Source organism: Hylemonella sp. GW821-FHT10B10 (assembly GCF_059415585.1).
In genome coordinates this window covers 27399-47146 of record NZ_JBWKNN010000006.1, presented here as the reverse complement: position 1 = coordinate 47146, position 19748 = coordinate 27399, and the positions used below count along the sequence as shown (strand labels likewise).

The 19748-nt window shown below is 60.8% G+C and carries 9 protein-coding genes; 7 read left to right on the top strand and 2 right to left on the bottom strand.

The genetic code is table 11. From position 1 onward, the window contains the following. The first annotated feature begins 24 nt into the window (after positions 1 to 24). Positions 25 to 3072 carry an HsdM family class I SAM-dependent methyltransferase gene (locus AC07NT_RS18290; RefSeq protein ID WP_498596553.1) on the top strand — a complete coding sequence of 1016 codons (3048 nt, stop codon included), beginning with the start codon at positions 25 to 27 and terminating at the stop codon, positions 3070 to 3072. Further along, positions 3069 to 3782 (top strand): hypothetical protein, encoded by a 714-nt coding sequence (locus tag AC07NT_RS18285; protein WP_498596554.1) that lies wholly within the window; start codon positions 3069 to 3071, stop codon positions 3780 to 3782. Before AC07NT_RS18290 ends, AC07NT_RS18285 begins: the two co-directional genes overlap by 4 nt. An 87-nt stretch (positions 3783 to 3869) precedes the next feature. Here AC07NT_RS18285 and AC07NT_RS18280 read toward each other — a convergent pair whose 3' ends face one another. Next, the gene (locus AC07NT_RS18280) at positions 3870 to 4322 is read right to left on the bottom strand and encodes an antitoxin Xre/MbcA/ParS toxin-binding domain-containing protein (RefSeq protein WP_498596555.1); all 453 of its coding nucleotides are present in this window, start codon (positions 4320 to 4322) and stop codon (positions 3870 to 3872) included. 402 nt (positions 4323 to 4724) lie between these two features. Here AC07NT_RS18280 and AC07NT_RS18275 point away from each other — a divergent pair, with 402 nt between their 5' ends. Then, the gene (locus AC07NT_RS18275) at positions 4725 to 4916 is read left to right on the top strand and encodes a hypothetical protein (protein ID WP_498596556.1); all 192 of its coding nucleotides are present in this window, start codon (positions 4725 to 4727) and stop codon (positions 4914 to 4916) included. 16 nt (positions 4917 to 4932) lie between these two features. Beyond that, entirely contained in the window at positions 4933 to 5460 is a 528-nt protein-coding gene (locus tag AC07NT_RS18270) for an HAD domain-containing protein (protein ID WP_498642675.1), read from the top strand. A 304-nt stretch (positions 5461 to 5764) separates the two neighbouring features. Here AC07NT_RS18270 and AC07NT_RS18265 read toward each other — a convergent pair whose 3' ends face one another. Beyond that, positions 5765 to 7102 carry a phosphatase PAP2 family protein gene (locus AC07NT_RS18265; protein ID WP_498596558.1) on the bottom strand — a complete coding sequence of 446 codons (1338 nt, stop codon included), beginning with the start codon at positions 7100 to 7102 and terminating at the stop codon, positions 5765 to 5767. Positions 7103 to 7348: 246 nt separating this feature from the next. On the opposite strand from AC07NT_RS18265, the gene AC07NT_RS18260 reads away from it, so the two are divergent. The 3 genes from AC07NT_RS18260 to AC07NT_RS18250 all read left to right on the top strand — a co-directional run bounded on the left by AC07NT_RS18260 (position 7349) and on the right by AC07NT_RS18250 (position 19746). Then, positions 7349 to 10183, top strand: coding sequence for an RHS repeat domain-containing protein (locus tag AC07NT_RS18260; RefSeq protein ID WP_498596559.1), 2835 nt, complete (start codon positions 7349 to 7351; stop codon positions 10181 to 10183). A 13-nt stretch (positions 10184 to 10196) separates the two neighbouring features. Further along, the gene (locus tag AC07NT_RS18255) at positions 10197 to 11852 is read left to right on the top strand and encodes a hypothetical protein (protein WP_498596560.1); all 1656 of its coding nucleotides are present in this window, start codon (positions 10197 to 10199) and stop codon (positions 11850 to 11852) included. Positions 11853 to 12018: 166 nt separating this feature from the next. Next, the gene (locus tag AC07NT_RS18250) at positions 12019 to 19746 is read left to right on the top strand and encodes an RHS repeat-associated core domain-containing protein (RefSeq protein WP_498596561.1); all 7728 of its coding nucleotides are present in this window, start codon (positions 12019 to 12021) and stop codon (positions 19744 to 19746) included. The last annotated feature ends 2 nt before the right edge of the window (positions 19747 to 19748 follow it).

Sequence of the window (19748 nt, the reverse complement as noted above, 5' to 3'; positions counted from 1 at the left end):
AAATTGTTTTGAAAGGTCGGCCTCGTGGAAGGTGTGCTCGATAAGTGGCTAGACGCCTGGGGCTATTCAGATGCCTCTGGTTCGCTGCATGTCCGCTCCGAATCCGTCCCTGGCCAACATCCCTACGGCACAGAAATCCGCAGCCTGCTGGACCCCAAGGGGCAGATTCGCGCCAAGGCCGTGTTCGACGTTGAAGGGGTGCCGACCGTCTGTTTCCTGGAGGGCGACGGTAGCGCCCTGGATGATCAAGGCCTGATGCGCAGCGTGCGCGAGCGCGCCTGGAATCAGAATCTGGTGTCCATCGTGCTGGTGGTCGACGCCACGCATGCGCTAGCGGCGCCGACTTCACTGCCAGATGCATCTTTCGAGCAAATCGAGTTCAAGCAGGCCAAGCCTTTCGGTGCCTTCTCGCGAGCTGACGTCCAGTCGGGCGAGGTGTTCGCCCGACACGCTGACTGGTTCGCCCCCGAGAACAAGGTCGATCGCAAGCTGTTGTCGAACTTGGGGATCATCGTCGGAGCTCTGACCGAGGAGGGTTTGAGCAAAAGCGCCGCTCAGCTGCTCATGGCGCAGGTGATGTTCGTGGCCTATCTCGAGCATCGCGGGATCGTGGGCGATGAATATCGGAAGCAGCGCGAGGTGGGTAGCTTGTTCGAATTGGTCGCCACGGCCGACCGTAAGGGCATGATTTCCTTGATGGCGAGCGTCAAGAAGGATTTCAACGGGGATCTGCTTGAGCCTGACGGTGGCCGGCAGGTCTGGCGTGATTTCAGCGGCGTGGCGTTCGGACACCTCAAAGAGTTCCTGCACCATGTCGACATGGCCGACGGACAGCAAAGTTTCTGGCGCTATGACTTCCGCTTCATCCCGGTGGAACTCATTTCCGGGATCTATGAGTCTTTCCTTGCGGAGGACAAGCGCGATGTCGGGGCCTATTACACGCCGCGCCACCTCGCGACCTTGACCGTGGACCAGGCGTTCGCAGGCTCACAGGACATCCTCTCAGAGCGCGTGCTCGATGGGGCCTGTGGGTCAGGAATTTTGCTGACGACGGCCTACCGCCGTATGCTGGCCTACGGTGAGGCCAAGACTGGTAAGCAGTGGACGTTTGCTCAGCGCATCCAACTGCTAGAGAAGAACATCTTCGGATCGGACATCAACGAATCCGCCTGCCGGGTTACCGCCTTCAGTCTTTACCTGTGCGTTCTGGAAAATCTGCAGCCGGCTGATTTACTCAAGCTGACAGCGCAAGGTAAGGCGCAACTGCCAACCCTTGATGGGCACAACATCATTCGGGGTACCAAGGGCGACTTCTTCTCCGCTGAAAACCCACTGGTCAAGCGTGGTAACTTCACCCTGCTTATTTCCAATCCGCCGTGGCTTGAGCCCAAGGGCAGGCAGCTCCTTTCCTCCGATACGTGGGCTGCAGCCCAGGGATACAAGATCCCACGCCGGCAGGTTTGCCTCGCCTACATGCTTCGCGCGATGGATGCGGTCGACCCAGTGCGTGGACGGTTCTGCTTCATCCTGCCCGTCAGCAGCTTCGGTGCACAGACCAGTCAGCCCTTTGTCCAGCAATGGCTCGAGCGCTGTGAACTCAATACGGCGATCAACTTCGGAGATTTGCGCAAACTTTTGTTCGAGAACGCCAAGCAGCCGACTTTGGTCATCACGGCGAGGCCGCGCCGGCCGCGGACTGAGATTCCATTGCCTGAGACCTTCAATTACTGGACGCCCAAAGCCGATATCAGCCTAGCCTTCGGCCGACTGACGCTGCATGGAACTGATCGGCACACGGTTCAGACCGCCGTTCTTGCTCACGACAACTCGGTCCTCACCACACTGTACTGGGGCACTCCCCAGGACCAAGCGACAATCGCCGGCCTCGAAATGCTGGGCCAGATTGGGGATTTGCTCGATGAGGCCGGATGGCAGATGACCAAGGGCTTCCATCTTAAGGACAGCTCGGTCGAAGAGCCCGTGTCTGTCAAGTCGATTGCGGGCGCACCTTATCTGGACGCCAATAAGTTTGCGTTGCATGGGCCTCTACTGGATGAGGGCGTGCTTGTGCGGTTTCCAGCCAAGGTCACCCATGTCGCCAAGCTCTCGGAAAAGATCGTAGGCACTTTTCAGGGCCCACGCATCGTGTTCAAAGACGGCATGACGTCTGAACGCAGAATTTGCGCCGGCTACAGCTCCAAGAAATTCTCGTTCAACAGCAGTACAACGGCGATCGTAGCACCCAGGAAAGAGGCCGACTTGCTGCGCTTCCTGTCTGTATACCTGCATTCGGACCTGGTCCGCTATCTTCTTCTTCTGACGGCCTACCAAGTCAGCTTTGAGCGCGAGCGGGTGAGCCTGCTCAACGTCAAGCGATTGCCGTTCGTGCACCCGCGTGACCACTCCAACCCGCAACGCGCCGCCGCCATTGTGGCTGAAGTAGCAGCGTTCGTGAAGGAGCTGGAAGACTCACCCACGATCGGGCGCGAAGAGGTGTTCGAAGGCTGGCGCAAGCATGCGGAAAAGCTGATCGGCGAGTATTTCGGCCTGACCGCTTCGCAGGTGGCGCGAATTCATGAGGTTGCCGAACTGGTTTTACCTGGCATCCAGCCTTCTTCGTATGCAAAGTTGCTCACCCCACTTCAGTTGCGTACAAGCGATCGCGACTTGCAGCTGTACGTGAAGGCCCTGCTGTCCGAGCTCGCGCAATGGCGAGACGCGATGGGAGGCTCAGGCGGCTTCAGCGCCGGCTTGACCGTGGGCTCCGCGCAAGCCTATGGGGCGCTGGCCATCCTTCGGCTGGACGTCATAGGGGAAAAGTCTTCACATGCTGCCGTGCGGCCTGAGGTCGCCGATCAGGCAGTTGCGAAGTTGGTGAAAACGCTTCAGGACAAAGGACTGCTGCCGATCGCAGTGCGCGACAACCTGTATCTCGCCGCCGACGTTGTTGTGCGGCACGGTAACGCTCTCTACTTGGTAAAACCGATGGCCCGCCGACTCTGGTTGCAGGCAGAGGCATTCCGGGACGCCGAGCGGGTGGTGCGTTTCGTGCAGGAACAGGCGGCCCAGTGAACAAGGCCTTGGTATCCCGGCTGACATCTCGCGATCAGTGGCTTGAGGCGTTCCCTGTGGATGAGGCACGGCGTGCCGCGCAGTTCGTCCTGGACACTTGGAATGAGCTGTCGACCAAAGCTCCCAAGACATTCAATTCAGGCCAGCGTGAAAACCATATCACGGAACGGTTCGGCATGTACATGCCCAAAGTGTCGCTATCCAAAGCTCGGTTGCTAGGCTGGTGGAGTTACGAGGAGCCGGCCGGCGAGTCGGTAATCATCGACGAAGAGCTCACGGCCCGAGGCCGCATTCGCAAGGACTTGGTCTACAAGTCGAACAAAGGGGCTGTGCGCGTGGAGCTGATCTTCGAGTTCAAGAAGCTGGTTGCAACCCCTGGCAGTTACAAGATCTACCGTGGCAAGGATGGAATGCGGCGTTTCGTGGATGGTGAGTATGCCAAGGGCCTCCCCCTGGCGCTGATGGTAGGCATGCTGATCGGGGACCAAAACGCCTGCATGCAGGGCCTGCGCCAGTCACTGCTGTCAGCTGCAGCGAAGTCAGACCTGCGGATGGTGGGCGATGCGTCCGGCGCACTACTGCGCAATCCGTCAACCATGTTTCCTGGAGTGGCGCAGTTCGATACGGAGCACAATCGACCAGTGGGAAGCGCTCCCTCGCATGGAACCTTGCTGCTTTCGCACATGTTCGTACGATTACCTGCCCCCTAGAGTTGACCAATTAAATTTTTCCGGCCAATAAAGTCGTCGAGCAGCTACTGAGGGGGACAGATTTCGGCGGAATTCAACACTTCTTTATCAACAGTAGACACCATACTTGATCCGCGTCAGGGTATCCATCGCGAATTGCCATTTGGTCTCGTCTGGGATCGCATCAATCGGCTTCTCCCAGCCAAGTGGAAATTGGCGCTCAGTCAGCCAGTTATGCGCAGACTCTGGGTCTCCCAAAACCTCCGTAGCCAAGGCCTCGAGCTGAGCCAGGCGCTCCAGCTCCACCCCTGAGTATCGATGCCTCTCAACAATGGGCGGGAAAACCTTTCCGAGGCAGACGTCGCACAGGTTACCGATCAGCTGCAGAAGCTGGGGTCTATCGTAGGTATCCGCCATCAGGTGAAGGTAGCGCTTTGTGATTCTCGGCCTCCGGATGAAACAGTTCAGCAACTGTTCAGGGGACAGAACACCCGCAACTCGCTCGGGCTCGTTCTGTCCCTTGCCGGTTATGAGGTCACCGTTATCCGATTGGCCCGTCATGTCCTACTCCGTAAATGACTGAGGTCAAGCCTTATGCGCAATTGCGTATTGACCTTAAACGCATGGTCATCTTAGGTGGGTCAACAGGACCTGCAGGGCGTTTCGTAGCGGATGAGCAAGGTTTTGGCCGTTTATCCGTTCAATGAGCAAGCTCCAGGCTTGCGAGGGAGAAAAAAGGGCGCCATAGTTGACACAAGCTTCATGTGCGCGGTCAACGCATCTGCAGCACTTAAAAATTTGGAGGTGGAAGCTATGGAATGGAATTTCCTCCCAACGGAGCTACAGCCTGGAGGGACTGGCGTCCGTGCCTGGCGGGAGCGGTGGGGGTTTGGAGTCGCGATAAGTCGCCTAAATAGACGACCTGATCCACGATTTTCCCAGATGGCGGGCAAGGTACTTACCGTGAGTGAGATCGAGGCATTTTTCCCGCATTTGCGCGGCCTGACCTGGGAAGAAATTGAGGGCAGCGATCTGTCACATGGTGAGTGGTCTGCCCAGGAGGGTGACTACCGTATCAATTTCTTTGGGGGCACGGATAGCGGAGCGTGGCATCACGAGACGATGGCGGTGTGGCGCGAACTCTTGGCAACCTAAGTCGCTAGAAATGTCCATGCGCTCCTTGTCCGCGAGATTGAAGGACGTACAGACGCAAACAGCCCAAGCAATGTTCACCAGCCTCTACCTATTTCTCGACTTCGATGGCGTCCTACATCCTGAAGGAGTGGGCTCTGAACTAGAGTTCTGTCATCTGGGAGGTTTCGAGGCCCTGATCCGGCAGTACCCTCAAGTGCTGATCGTCCTGTCCTCGTCATGGCGCCTGCACTTGCCTCTTGCAGAGCTGATCACCATCTTCTCCGGTGATCTCCAAGATCGGGTTGTTGGTGCAACGCCTCAGCAGCAGGAACTGGCAAGCGCTCGAGGGCATCGCCAAAGGGAGTGCGAACAATGGCTGGCCTCAAATGCACCAGGCGCACCATGGCTGGCAGTGGATGACCGTGCCAGCTACTTCGATCAGGTCTGTCCCCAGTTGGTTCTGCTGCCCCATATCCACGCTGGAGGTACCGGATTGGAGGGCGAAGCGCTGGAATTGTTAAAGCAGCGAATTGGCCAGGAGATCGCGCGGCTGGTGAAGTCCTAGCGCTTATGCTGAAGTTCGGCGTGCATCGGGAGGCGTGTCCTGCTCGTCTCTCGGTGACAAGGAAGGATTTTTTTGCAGGTTTGTGCCGTCAGATGAGACCTGGCAAAGTGGATTCGGGAGCAGAGAGATGGTGAGAAAAGTCGGCAAGAACCTTGGCAAAGTGTCTTACACGAGCACCCTGACTGCCGTCGACAACGGAAAGCTTGGCATGAGGATTCTCCCGCCCCTTTACTCAAACTGCTCGGCATGCGCAGTCAGAAGGTATTTCTCTAAAGGTGATCCACCCAAAACCGCAAAAAAGTCGTCACCGACTTTTATCGAGAACCTCTGCGCCAACCGCCCGCCCCACTTTCAATCCCTCCTCGTTGTCGCTGCGGAAATGAATCCCCCCCCACAGCCGTGATACCGCAGCTTCATCCGCCATGGCATTCAACGCCGGTGCTTCCGTAGGCCAGAAGTGCGCCAAGACGATGGATGTCGCTCCCGAGAGTGTGGAGTGCCCGGATACATAACCCGGGAAGCTGGGTGTCACTAGGGGCGTCGTGAATCCTGGATCGAGATCTCGCCGGATTGCGGTGATGGGGCGTTCGCTCCAATCGCGAAACTTGATGCGCCAGCAGGCGACAAAAGAGTCTTCCATGGCGACGGCGGTGGCGGCCAGGACAGCAGTACTTGCCTCGAAGGTGTCGCCTGTAATCTGCGAGCGAAGTAGCAGATCTATGGCGTGTTGCATCCAGACGCCAGCAGGCGTCACTGAACCCGCATCCAGGTTCCAACGCTCGGCGACTTCGAATTGCTTGGCCGTCAGGTTTCGGATGACGTTCAAAACCTCCAGCGTCTCGCGGCGATGCTGCTCCGAGCTCGGGCGGGGTGCGGTGGGAGGTTGGTACCGCTGCAGATCCGGTTTCAGCCAAGTTCGCCATTCTCCTGCGTATGGCTCTGTTGGATTGACCGAATAGAGTGGATACGCAGCTTGCCAGATGCCTGGGAAGTCCTTGGGGCGGTCGCGGATAGGCCAAGTCCGGCCGGCTCCATCACGCAAACTGCGATTGATGATGGCTTGAGCAACGCGTGCGCCTGTGGCTTCGACGATGTCTTGGTCGATGCGGCTTGTCGAGATCAGTGAAGAGATCCAAACATATTGCGACTCAAAAAAACCAGGCGTCTCATTGGGGTAGAGATGTTGCAGCACCAGAGATGCAGCACGATGGGCGCTCATCTCCCGCGTCTCAAATGCTGCTCCCTGCGTTGCGGCTAGCAGCCACGCATCGTGCATGGCCACTTGGGTATGTGCAATGGTGCGCGATGCCCGAAGTGGGTTCTGTTGGTACTTCACTACCAGCTTCAACCACTGTCGCGTCCAATGTACAGCGCGCTGAACGGCGGGAGTATTGACCTGCGTAGTGGATGCGCGTTGCTGGGACGTCGCAAAGGGCAATCCCGATGGCACTTCAATGAACCACGGTTTTTTGATGATTCCGTATGCCAATTCAAGAGTGGTGGTCTTGGGTTCAGCGTGTGCAATGCATGGCGCCAGTGTCAGGAGGTGAGTGAACCCTGACGTTATGAAAAACTTAATCAGCGCCCGCTTATTTGCTTGGGTGTTGTTTATCGGGTCGATAGTTTTTTTGCGTAGGTGCATGTGTGACAGCTCAAAAATGTGTGTTAAAAACTCGCTCAATTAAAAGCGCCTAAAAAAATCAACAGGGCGCTAAAACGGGAGGAATGCATTTTGCTGCGGCTTTTTGCCAGATTGCAAACGCTGTTGCTGTCCAGCGTATGGGGCCTTGTGGCTCTTCTCGTATGCATTGGCGCCGGGCTGTATCAGTCGGCGCATGCAGCTGTCGAGCGCTACAGCTATGACCCGTTGGGCAGACTCATCCAATACGTGGATAGCGCTGGGCAGGTCACCGAATACACCTATGACGCGGCCGGCAACCTCACCGCTGTGACAGGTGCGGGTTCAGCCTCTGCCTACGTGCCTGTGCTGAGTACGGTCACACCTAACCTGATTCGCCGTGGGGAAACCAAAAGCCTGCTCATCACGGGCCAGCGTCTGCAGGCGGGTAGTCTGAAGACATCTGATCCAGGTCTGGACCTGCTCAACGTCCGGCAGACGGCCACTCAGATTCAGGCGGACTTGATCGCCGATCAGGCTGTCCCAGTTGGCTCACAAACCCTTAGCTTCACCAACGCACAGGGCGTCGCATCTATCCCCATCACGGTGGCGCCGGTGCTGCCGACGTTGTCTGTGGAGCCATCTCCACTGGCCTTGCCGCCGGACAACACGGCACGCAATATCACCCTGCGTCTGTCGAGCTCCGATGTGGTGTCGCATTCCATCAACCTGGTCATGAGCGACACGAGCAAGGCGACCATTTCGCCGGCCACGGTCACGATAGCCCCGGGACAGTCATCTGTGCAGGTCAGCGTGACGCCCAAGGTCGCGGGCTTCACTTCATTGCAGCTCACATCTTCTACTCTGGTATCGACGACTGTACCTGTGTTCATCACGGCCGATTTCAGGGGCGTGAATACCAGTCAGGCTATGCCTGTTGGTCTGGTCGTGGGCTCGACCACACAGCAGCCGTCCAACACGACTTCGACCTTGTTTAGCGCGCCGCTTGTTGGCATTGCCGTAGGTCCGGTGCTGACAGGCATCAACCCGACCGGCATGTCCGTGGGTCAAACGCAGAACCTGGTGGTAAGCGGCCGCGGCATACCCGCTGGGGCCACCCTGTCCGTGCTACCGGCTGCGGGACTGACCCTTGGAGTGCCGACGGTCACGGGTGATGGTTCGCAGATTTTTGCGACTCTGGATGTTGCCGCTAGTGCAACAACCGGAGGGCGCAGTGTCGTGGTCAAGGATGCGGCTGGCAAGGTGTTGCCATTCGTCCCGCCTGCGTCTTCTCAGCTGGTGCTGACATCGGGTCAGCCGGAGATTTCCTCCATCGAGCCGATGTACGCCAAGGCGGGAACCCTGCTGCAGCTCAAGGTTCGCGGTCGCCATCTGCAGAACGGTCGTCTGGCTTTGCTGCCCGCAATCGATGTGGCCATCGACCCGCAACCCGTGATCAATGCCACGGGCACCGAGCTCACGGCCACAGTCCAGCTCTATCCCTTGGCGGCCCTAGGGTCGCGCGTGGTGCAGATCACCACCCCTTCCGGCCAAAGTAGTGCGGAGATCAATGCGGCCAACCAGTTCAACATCGTGAGCCAGATCAATGGCACGGTGGGTCCCGTCTTTGCTCCGGTCGTGGGCGTCATGGTGGGGGACGGATCGACGACCACACCTGGCCAGTCCATCGGACCGGTCGCCGCACCCTCCTTGGGCGTAGTGGTTGGTGGGGCGGCTTACAGCGTCACGCCCAAGGTGGCTGTGGTGGGCACCTCGTTGAATCTGACGGTCACAGGTGTCGGCTTGCAGGCCGTGCAGTCGGTCAGCCTGCTGACGCCCGATGGCATCACCTCCTCTGCTTTCAGCGTGAACCCGGAAGGGACGGTGCTGACCCTGCCTATCACGGTGGATGCAGCGGCGGCCAAGATTTCGCGCAAGCTCGTGCTGCAGACGGCAACGGGCCGCATGCCCTTCGTGCGCGATGCAGAGAACAGTTTCCTGGTGGCTGCGCCTGCGCCCGAGATCATCGCCACAGCGCCACAGGTTATCAAGGCCGGGACGATCGCCACGCTGAACCTGCGCGGCAAGAACTTCCGCGATGTGCTGGGCGTACGTTTTGAGCCGGCCGAAGGCCTGGCTGTCACCGCCAATGCCACCATCACCGCTAGTGCAGACGGTACGCTGCTCACGGTTCCTGTGACGGCCACAGCTGCGGCGACGACTGGGCCGCGTACCGTGATCGTGGTGGCTGCCGGAGGCGAGTCCAGCAGCGTCGCCGTGGCTGCCAACACCGTGCAGGTGGCCCAGCAGGTGGGAGCCACCTATGCCGACATCAGTGCTTCTGCGGTGGGGGTGCAGGTGGGGTCGACGAGTACCGAACCCGCCGCCAGCGCCTTGCTGTTGCCGGCGCCCCTGGTCGGCGTGGTAGTGCAAACACCGCCCGTCACCGTCACTGACAACCAGCTTGTTGCCGGCGCCCATGTGGGGGTGGCGGTCGGCGGCTTCGTCAACAGTATTGCGCCCACGACGCCCGACGGCTTCCTGATCGGCTCGACCTCGACCTTGGCGGTACAGGGCTTGGGTCTGGACAAAACCAGCGCCATCACCTCGCTGGGTCATGCTGGAATTACTTTCGGCACCTGGTCGGTGAACGCGCAGGGTACGCTGCTGACGGTGCCGGTGACGGTTGCTGCCAATGTGCCAGCGGGCCGTTACGGCGTGTCCCTGAGCCAGACCGTCAATGGTGTCACCAGCAGACTGACGACGGTCCCTGCCAGTGCTTCGCAGTTCAATGTGGGGGCTTTGCCTACCTTGCTCGAATCCGTGTCGCCCATCGTGTTGGAGCAGGGCAAGAGTTACACCTTCACCGTACGTGGCGATGGGCTCAAGGATGTCTATGAGTTGCTGACCGAGCCTGGAGCCGGCGTGCAGTTCGGCTCAGTCCAGTGGGCCACAGACACGCTGGGTGAGTTGCTCACGGTCAGCGTGCGTATCGACCCGGCCGCGGCCATAGGCAGCCGTGTGGTGCGCCTGCGCGTGCCTGGTGGGCTGACCAGTTCCGAGGCCGTCCCGGCCAACACCATCACCATCGTTTCGCCGCAATGACGAGGGCATCACCATGAATACACCTGTTTCTCACGACACGTACGTGCCTCATGCATCCGGCGCTGCGCCTGTCTCTGCTTTACCCACTGCTTTTTCCAATTCGCTCAGGAGGATCGCCATGTTCAAGTCCAATTCCATCCGTTCACGCACAGGGTTCGGTTTGCGTCCGCAGGCTCTCATGGCGGCGCTGGCTCTTGCATTCACCGCCGTCGGAGCGCACGCTTTCAACAGCGGCAGCACCGGTGTCGACGGGGCGTTGAGTCCCACGGTCAATACCGAAATCCAGCTCCCACCCTCCGGTGTGCTGAACTACACCACGATCAACATTCCTGCAGGCGTGACAGTCAAGTTCAAGCGTAATGCACTGAATACGCCGGTTTATCTGCTGGCCAGCGGCAATGTGACGATTGCGGGTGCGATTGACATCAACGGCAAGACAGCCGCTGCAACGGGAACGGCCGGAGATGGCGTGCAGGCGGATGACGGAGTGCCGGGTGAAGGTGGGCCTGGTGGTTATGACGGTGGTCGAGGCGGGCGTGACGATTTGGTGCAGACTCCGGCCATCATTCGCGGTGGGGCTGGCCTTGGGCCCGGCGGCGGGGTTGGCGGGATTGAAGGCGGTGATGGTTGCGGTAGCGATAACCGTCAGTACCGGTATATGGGTATTTCTGCTGGCTATGCGACTAATTCCGCTGAAGGAACGCAGACGAACGGTAGCCAAGTATGGTGCGGTGTTAGTTCGGTCCTCGGCAAGGCCTACGGCTCAGCCATCCTGCAGCCGCTGATTGGCGGTTCCGGCGGCGGTGGCGGTCGCGGCGGCGCCAATTACCCGGGTTCAGGTGGTGGTGGTGGTGGTGGTGCCTTGCTCATTGCCAGTTCGGGTACGGTGACGTTGACTGGCAGTATTGGTGCTTCTGGTGGATACGGTGGAGCTGTGGCGGGCACTAACTCCGGTGGTTCGGGTGGTGGTGGTTCGGGCGGCGCCATTAGGATTGTTGCCACCAGCGTGGCAGGCAATGGAGCGGTCACTGCGCAGTATGCCTGTCCACAAGGGGTGACGGGCTCTGTCAATACCAACATGAACTGCAACTACTTCCGTAGTTCGCAAGGTCGTATCCGCATTGAAGCCGAAGCGCTGACTTATAGCGGCGCTAGTACGCCGGCCTACACCACCGACGTCCCTGGCCCCGTCTTCCTGGCCAGCCTGCCTTCGCTGCGCATCGCAACGATCGCTGGCGTGGCCGTTCCGGCAAGCCCCACGGGCAATGCTGATGTGACGCTGCCGACCGACGTGGTCAACCCCGTTACGGTGACCTTTGAAACCACCAATGTGCCCACGGGTAACACGATTCTGTTCAAGCTGATCCCGGCCTATGGCACGCCGACCGAGGTGCTGAGTGCAGCCATCGCCGGCACTGCGGCTGCCGGTACCGCCAGCATCACGGTCAATCTGCCGCAAGGTCCCAGCACCCTGCAGGCCACGACGACCTACACCGTGGTCGTGGCCATGGGTGAGGCGCTGTCGGTCTTTGCCCAAAACGAACGGGTCGAGAAGGTGCAACTCATCGCCACCTTGGGTGGTGCTGGCCAGGCCAAGCTCATCACGATCAGCGGCAAGGAATACACGGTGCCCATGTCCGTGCTGCAGCAAGTGGGTTTCGCTGGTTAAGCGGGCTCAGGAATTACAAGCAAGTTGATATCAGAACAGAAAGTGAGCATGGTCTAAGCGCTTGATCGGGGCGGGCTGGGAGGCCTGCCTCGCATGCCGTGTGCCAAGTGAGCCGCGGTTTGCACGCGCAAGACCTGCGATCTTCACACTCAGGGATAGGCGCGATATGTCGTGGATCACAAGCAGTAATGTGCGGACGCTGTTGCGTCGGCTGCAGGGCTGGCTGATAGGCTGGGGGGCGGTGCTGCTCCTGCTGGGGGCTTCCCACGCAGCAGCCCAGACCACGATCTATGGTCCCCAGAGTGCATCCATCACGCCCACGGGGCTGGGCGCGGCCAATTTTGCTGATATCGACAGCTTTGCCGTTGGCCGTAACGTCAGCGGTCCTTTCTATATTTCCATCAACAACAACTCGGCGCAGTGGCCCAGCGGCAAGAATGCCTCCGTCGAAATCTGGGTCAACTTCCAGAAAGTCGTCAGCACCAGCAACGTTTTCACGGCGCAGGGTGCGCCCATCCCCACCTTCCAGAAAAACATCTCGCTGCGCACCGGCATGCTCAACCTCATCCTGGTCAAGGTCAATGGCACCGCACCGGTGCGCATCAACTACCAGATCCAGGCCGGCCAGATTCCCGTCGTGCCTTCCACACTCAGCGGCTTGGCGCCCAATCCGCTGGCATTGATCAATGGCAAGAACGGGGTGCTGACGGCCACGCTCAATCCCACACCTTCCGCGGCCGGTGCCGTGACGCTGAGCAGTGCGGATACGGGTATTGCCACCGTTGCCGGCAGCGTGGCTTATGGCCCAGGCCAATCCCAGGTGGCGATTCCGGTGCAGGGCAAAGGCGTCGGCCAGACTTCTGTGACAGCCAGCCTCAACGGCAGCACACACAGCGTGGCCGTCAATGTGTCTCCGGTACCGCCGCGCGTCGTGTCCTTGCGGCCCATCTACAGCGCCGTGCAACAAGGGGCCACTAGTCAGTTGCAGCTTCGCATTTCGCCCAGCCAGCAGCAGGACACCACGGTCACCCTGGTCAGTTCGGATGCGGCCAAGCTCGGCGTGCCGGCCAACGTCGTTGTTCCGGCCGGGCAGACCACCGCCAACTTTGCAGTACAGGGACAGGCCACGGGCATTGCGTATGTCACGGCCACCTTGCCGGGCGAGTATCGACCATCGCGTGCTTGGGCCATCGTTCGCGTGGTGCCGGCCACTGTGTCGGTCACATCCCTGCTACCCGCTACCAGCGTGCTGACCAAGGGCAGTATCGCCCAGTTGACCGTGCAGCTCTCGGCGGCACAGAGCGCCAATACGGTCGTCGCGCTACAGGCTCGCACCGGCGGGGTCGTGAGCATTCCTGCCAGCGTCACCGTACCGGCAGGGGCCATTCAGGCCAGCTTCAACGTCAACGCGATCGAGGTGGGCAACACCCTGGTGGCGGCCACACTCAACGGCAGCACGGTGGAGTCGGCTGTGCAGGTCACCCCAGTGCCTGCCGCAGTTGCGGCGCTCGCACCGGCGAGCAGCACCCTCATCGTTGGGGCCAGCGGCACGCTGACGGTCCAACTCAACAGTGCGCAAAGCACAGTCACCACGGTGGCGCTTTCCGCTCAACCTGCGGGTACGGTGCAGGTGCCGGCCACCGTCAACGTGCCGGCTGGTCTAAGCCAGGCCGAGTTCCAGGTCAGCGCCCTGGCCGTGGGCCAGGCGCAGGTGATGGCCAGCCTCAATGGCACGAGCCAGAGCGTTACGGTCGTCGTCACCCCGCAACCTGCGGCCCTGGCCTCGGTGCTGCCCAGTCCCCTGGGCTTGCAGCAGGGGGCCAGCGGCGCCGTCACGGTGCGACTGAATGCCGTGCAGAACGAAGACGTCACGGTCGACCTGGCCGCCGCCAACCCGGCTCTGCTGCAGGTGCCCGAGACTTTGTTGATTCCCGCCGGCCAGATCGAGGCGGAGGTCAGCGTCCAGGCGCTGGCCGAGGGCAGCACCCAGCTCATGGCCAGCCTCAACGGCGCGACGCAGGCCATCACGGTCACCATCACGCCGCCGCCGCCCGTGTTGGCCAGCTTGATGCCAGCCAGCCAAGACCTGCCCAAAGGCAAACTGGGGCAGCTGCGCCTTACGCTGGACCGTGCGGCGCAAGAGCCGGCCCTCGTCAGTCTGAGCAACAGCAACACCGGGGCGCTGGGCCTGCCGGCCCAGGTGACGGTGCCCGCGGGTGTGCTTGCCATTGACGTGCCCATGACGGCCTTGGACTTGGGACAGTCCACGGTGGTGGCCAGTCTCAACGGCAGCACGGCCCAGGTGGTGGTCAATGTGGTGGCTCCCGAAATCACGGGCATCACGCTCACACCGTCCAGTGTCAGCCTCACGCCCGGCCAGAGCACCGAGGTGCAGGCCACGGGTACTTATTCCGACGGCAGCACCCGTAACATCAGCAACGATCCCAACACCAGTTGGGCTGTGGCCGATGCGGCACTGGCCAGCGTCAGCGCCCAAGGCCGCGTGACGGCCTTGCAGCAGGGCGAGACCGTGCTCAGCGCCAGCCAGACCGTGGCACCCACCTACGGCAACCCCACGCCCAGCGCTGTCGTTGGCCAGGCCAACGTGACGGTCGGCAGCCCGGCCCCGCTGGCCATGTCGGCCGCCAAGACGGCGCTGGTGGTGGGTGAGACCGTGGCGGTCAGCATCACGGCCCCCTATGCCGCTGGCGCCACCGCCTACACCGTCAACCTCAGCAGCAGTGGCACGGCTACGCTGCAGCATCCGTCCAGCGTCACCATCAACCCCGGCTTGACCAGCGTGACGTTCAACGTCCAGGCTACCGGTGCCGGTACGGTGGTGCTCAGCGCCTCAGCCGTGCCTTTCGCGCCGGGCCAACTCAGCTTCACGGCCACCCCGCCCGTGGCCACGGCTGTTCTGATCAGTGGTATCACGCCCACCAGTGGCACCGTGGGCAGTGTGGTCACGCTGACGGGTGAGGGCTTCGCCTCGCCGGCCAGCGCCAACACTGTCGCCTTCACAGGCAATGTGCCGGCCATCGTGCAGTCCGGCACGGCCATCGAGCTCAAGGTCCTTGTGCCTGAAGCGGCGCAAAGCGGCCCCATCACCGTGAGCAACAGCCTGGGCTCGGCCCTGAGCCCGGTCTTCACGGTGATCCGCGAGCAGGACTTCAGCTTCCAGGTCAGCCCGTCCACCGTGGACGTGATTCAGGGCTCCAGTGCCAGCTTGGTCCTGAACATGACCAATACCGGCACCAGCGCCTACCAGGGCCTGGCCAGGCTCAGCGCCAGCGGCCTGCCCACAGGGGTGACGGCCCAGTTCGATCCGCCCGCGCTCAGCGCCTACCAGACCGGCAAGCTCACCCTGCTGGCCGACAGCGCGGCCGCCCTGAACCAGGCCACCGTCACGGTGCGTGCGGAAGCCACACTCAACGGCCTGCCCTGGGTGCGTGAGAGCCAGGTGAGCGTGCGTGTCGTCACCAAGGACAACGTCACGGGCGTCAAGGGCCGTTTCATCACGCCTTCTGGTGCTGGCATCGCCGGCATCATCGTGCGCCAGGACACCACCACCAACCAGGTGGTGACGGACGCCGGCGGCAACTTCACGCTCACGGGTCTGTCCAGCGGGGTCACCACCCTGCGATTTGACGCCACGCCGGCCAACAGCCTCTACCCCATCTGGCCCTACAACATCACCCTGGCGGCCAATGAGCTGCTCACCATGTCGGACTGGATCCTCCAGCCGCCGCCGGCCGATGCGCTGTTCAAGCCCATCGACAACGCCACGCAGGACCAGCAGATCAGCGACGAGCGCTATCCCGGTTTTGCCATCACCCTGCCCGCAGGTGCCACCATCACCGGCTGGGACGGTGTGAAGAAAACCCGCATCGCCGTGCAGAAGATCGACCCCGACAAGCTGCCCGTCGGCGCGCCGCCTTTCCCCATGAAAGAGGCCTACCAGCTCTACTTCGGCACGCCCATGGGCGGCATCCCCAGCACGCCCATCCCCGTGACCCTGCCCAACGTGTCCGAAAAGGACCCGGGCGAAAAGGTGGAAATCTGGTGGTTCGACGGCTCGCCCATGGGCGGTACCGGCGACTGGAAGATGGCCGGCCTGGGCACGGTCAGTGCCGACGGCAAGACCGTCACCAGCGATCCGGGCGTGGGTATCCCGCGCTTCTGCGGTGTCTGCGGCCTGTTCAGTTTGAGCTGCCCGCCCGTACCCAAGCCGCCGCAGCCTTGCCCGACTTGCGATGGGCAGGCCCAGGCTGCGGGCACGGCCGGCAACCCGGTGGACCTCTTCACCGGCCAGGAAATGGCGCGCTACAACAGCGGCTTGTCCTTCGGTGGCGTGACGGCTGTGAATTCCGGTCTGCGCTACAACCCCGTGGACGCCTTCGACAACCGTGCCGGCACCATCACCAGCTTTGGTTATGGCTGGACGTTTGATTACGACATCAGCTTCTGGCCCATGAGTGGTGTGCAGAAGCGCGTGGTCATGCCCGGCGGCATCTACGTCAATCTGGTTGATGACGGCACGGGCAAGTACCGCCCCGTGGACGACACCCGCTACGCCGGTGCCTATGCACGTGCTGTGTCGGGCGGCAACTGGGAGTTCGTCCTCAAGGACGGCACGCGCTGGTATTTCGAGCCCTTTGCAGGCATTCCGGGTGTCATCCGTGGCGGTCCGCCGCAGTTCCTGACCAAGATCATCGACACCAGCGGCAATACCACCACCATCAGCCGTCAGAGCAATGGCCGCATCCTGTCCATCAACGGGCTGGCCAGCCGTGGCCTGAGCATGAGTTACGGCTCCAATGGTTTCGTGTCCCGCATCACGGACCACACGGGCCGCCGGGTGGACTATGAGTACACGAGCGAAGGCCGCGTGAGCAAGGTCACGGACGCCGCCAACCGCGCCACGCAATACACCTACCAGTCCGTGCCCCTCTATACCAACACGGACAGTGGTTCAGCACAGATCGCCTGCTCTGCGGACCTCGTGCCCCCCAGCATGCGTCTGCTGAGCTCCATCCTCTACCCGGATTCGGGCACGCCCACGGTCAACACCTATGGCACAGACCGTGTCGTCAAGCAGGTGACCTCCACCGGGGAGACCTGGAAGTTCGCCTACCGTCGCACCGGCGCCTGTGTGGTCAAGGTCCTGGGCGGTGAAGGTGGCCTGGAGCCCGTCGGTGGCGGTAGCGGCCGGGTGTGGGATTACACCTGCCGCGCCGGCCAGTCCCTGTCCACGCGCATCCTCGCGCCCAGCGGCGGCAACACCATCGCCATTCCCCTGGCGGGCACCTGCCCGGATGTGGAATCCGAAGAAACCCGCGCCGCCGGCTGGCGCTTCTTCGGCGGCACGGTGCAGGAAGTCATCGTCACCCAGCCAGACGGTCAGGTGCGTCGCAGCAAGTTCAACGCCCGCGGCCTGGCCACCGAGGCCATCGACCCCCTGGGCCAGCGCACCCAGTTCGTCTACGACGCCAAGCAGCAGAAAACCAAGTCCATCGACCCGCTGGGCCGTGAGACCAGATATGAGTACGACACTGTGGGTAACCTCACGGCCGTGGTCGATGCCCTGGGCCAGCGCATCGAGGCCCTGTACGACCCCATCTTCAACAAGCCTGTACAGGCCACGCGTTTTCTGCTCGGCGTGCCCAGTACTCAGGGGGGAGTGGAGCTCAGCTACACGCCTGTTTTTACCAGCAGCGCATATGACAATGCAGGTCGTTTAATCGCATTTACAAACCCTGTTGGAATTCAAACTAGCCTCGGTTACAACTCCCAGGGCTTGGTCAACCAGGCGGTAGCGCCAGCGCAGGTCAATGTGGCTAGTATCCCCGTGGTGCAGTCCGGCGTGGCCAGCAGCATTGCACCTAGTCAACGTAAGGTCAGTCTGGGCTACAACATCGCCGGCGATCTGGCCCAGATCACCGATGCACAAGGCAATGAAACCCGCCTGGGGATAGATGGATTGGGCCGTACGATAGGCAGCACGGACCCCCTAGGCTACAGCAGTAGTTTCCAGTACAACACCCTGGACCAAGCCATTCAGGCCACCGACCCATTGAGTCAAAACGCTTATCAAAGTTTTGACGCTGCAGGACGTTTGACGAGCATCACTAATTCCGCAGGTGTTCAGATTGAGCGCTATGGTTACGACGTAAATGGTAGGCTGATTAGCAAGACTGATGCGCTCAATCAGAGTGAGACCTATGAGTACGACGTCGCTGGCCGCCTGAGCAAGGTCACCAACCGCAAGGGCCAGCTCAGTACTCTGCGCTACAACGAGCGCGGCCAGCTGGCGAGTCTGGAGCTGCCGGACCGCACGGTGAGCTACCAGTACGATGCGACGGGCCGCCTCAGCGAGGTGCGTGACGCCAGCAGCGTCAACACTTATGTCTACGACGCCGTCAACCGTATCGTCCAGACCACCAGCACCACGGCCGCCGGCAGCCACACCCTGGCCTACCAGTACGACAGCCTGGGCCGCATGACCCGCCGCACCTTGAGCGGCACGGGCATCGCCGCACCGGAGGTGACGACTTATCGTTGGGACAACGCCGACCGCCTGCTGGGCCACACCACCAACGTCGGGGGCCAGGATCACGCCACCAACTACAGCTATGACGCCGCAGGCCGCCTGAGCGCGCGCAAGGTCCAGGCCGGTAACACCCCGGACCTGATCACCCAAGCCTATGGCTACGACAGCCTGGACCGCCTGAGCCAGATCAAGTACCTCAAGGCGGCCGGCACGGCCGGCGAGCAACTCATCGAGCAGATTGACTACGAGTACGACGCCAATGGCCGCCGTACCGCCCGGACCACGCTCAACGCCAACGGCACGGGCCAGGGCGAAACGCCCATGACGGCCGTCTTCGATGCGGCCAATCGCATGACGGCCATCACCCTGAACCTTGGCGGCACGAGTAAGACCTACAACCTGACCTATGACGCCAACGGCAATCTGGTGCAGAAGCAGAACGCGGCGGATACCAGTGAGCAGACGCTTTATGTATGGGATGCCAGTGATAGGCTGCTTCGGATTGAACAGAGTGGAGTAAGCGGGTCAAGTCTGTTGACAGCAAACTTCAACTACGACGCGTTTGGACGTCGGGTTCAAAACACGATCACGCAAGGCAGTCAAACCAGTACTGTGCAATACCTTTACGAGGGTGCACAAGCGTTGGGCGAAATCCGAGACGGTAAGCTAAGCCACCGTCTGCTCACGGGTTTGAGCCTTGATGAAACTATCGCTCGTACTAGCATTAACAGTGCTGGACAAAAGGACTCAGCCGATAGTCGCATTTATATAACGGATGCGCTCAATAGCGTGATTGCACAGTTTTCGGATGATGACAATTCGAATTTGCAGAATAGCTATGCATACAGTCCATATGGACAGAGCAATACAGTTGGGCCGGATTCCACAGGTAATCCAATTCAGTATACGGGTCGAGAAAATGATGGTACTGGTTTGTATTTCTATCGTGCTCGCTACTACGATCCTCAACTTGGAAAACGGTTTATTTCGGCTGATCCCATTGGGTTAGATGGGGGTGATAACGTCTATGCCTATGTCAATGCCGATCCTTTGGGACTAACTGATCCAACTGGATTGTCTCCATGGTCACCATGGTCTGGAGCGGGAAGTGGTCCAGTCTGCGGTGCCGGCGATGTGTGCAAAGCTGTTTGTAAAACAGTAAAAAGAAATTTTGTACAAGTGGTATTCTGTTTGCTTTGCTATGCAACTGATAGACGTCCGCCGCCGCCGCCGCCTAGACCACCTATACCTCAAAAACCAGTACCGGCACCACCTAAGCCTCCAGGCCCACCTGGTCCTACGCCGCCCGAGCCACCGCCTCCCCCGGCTCCGCCAACGCCATAAGG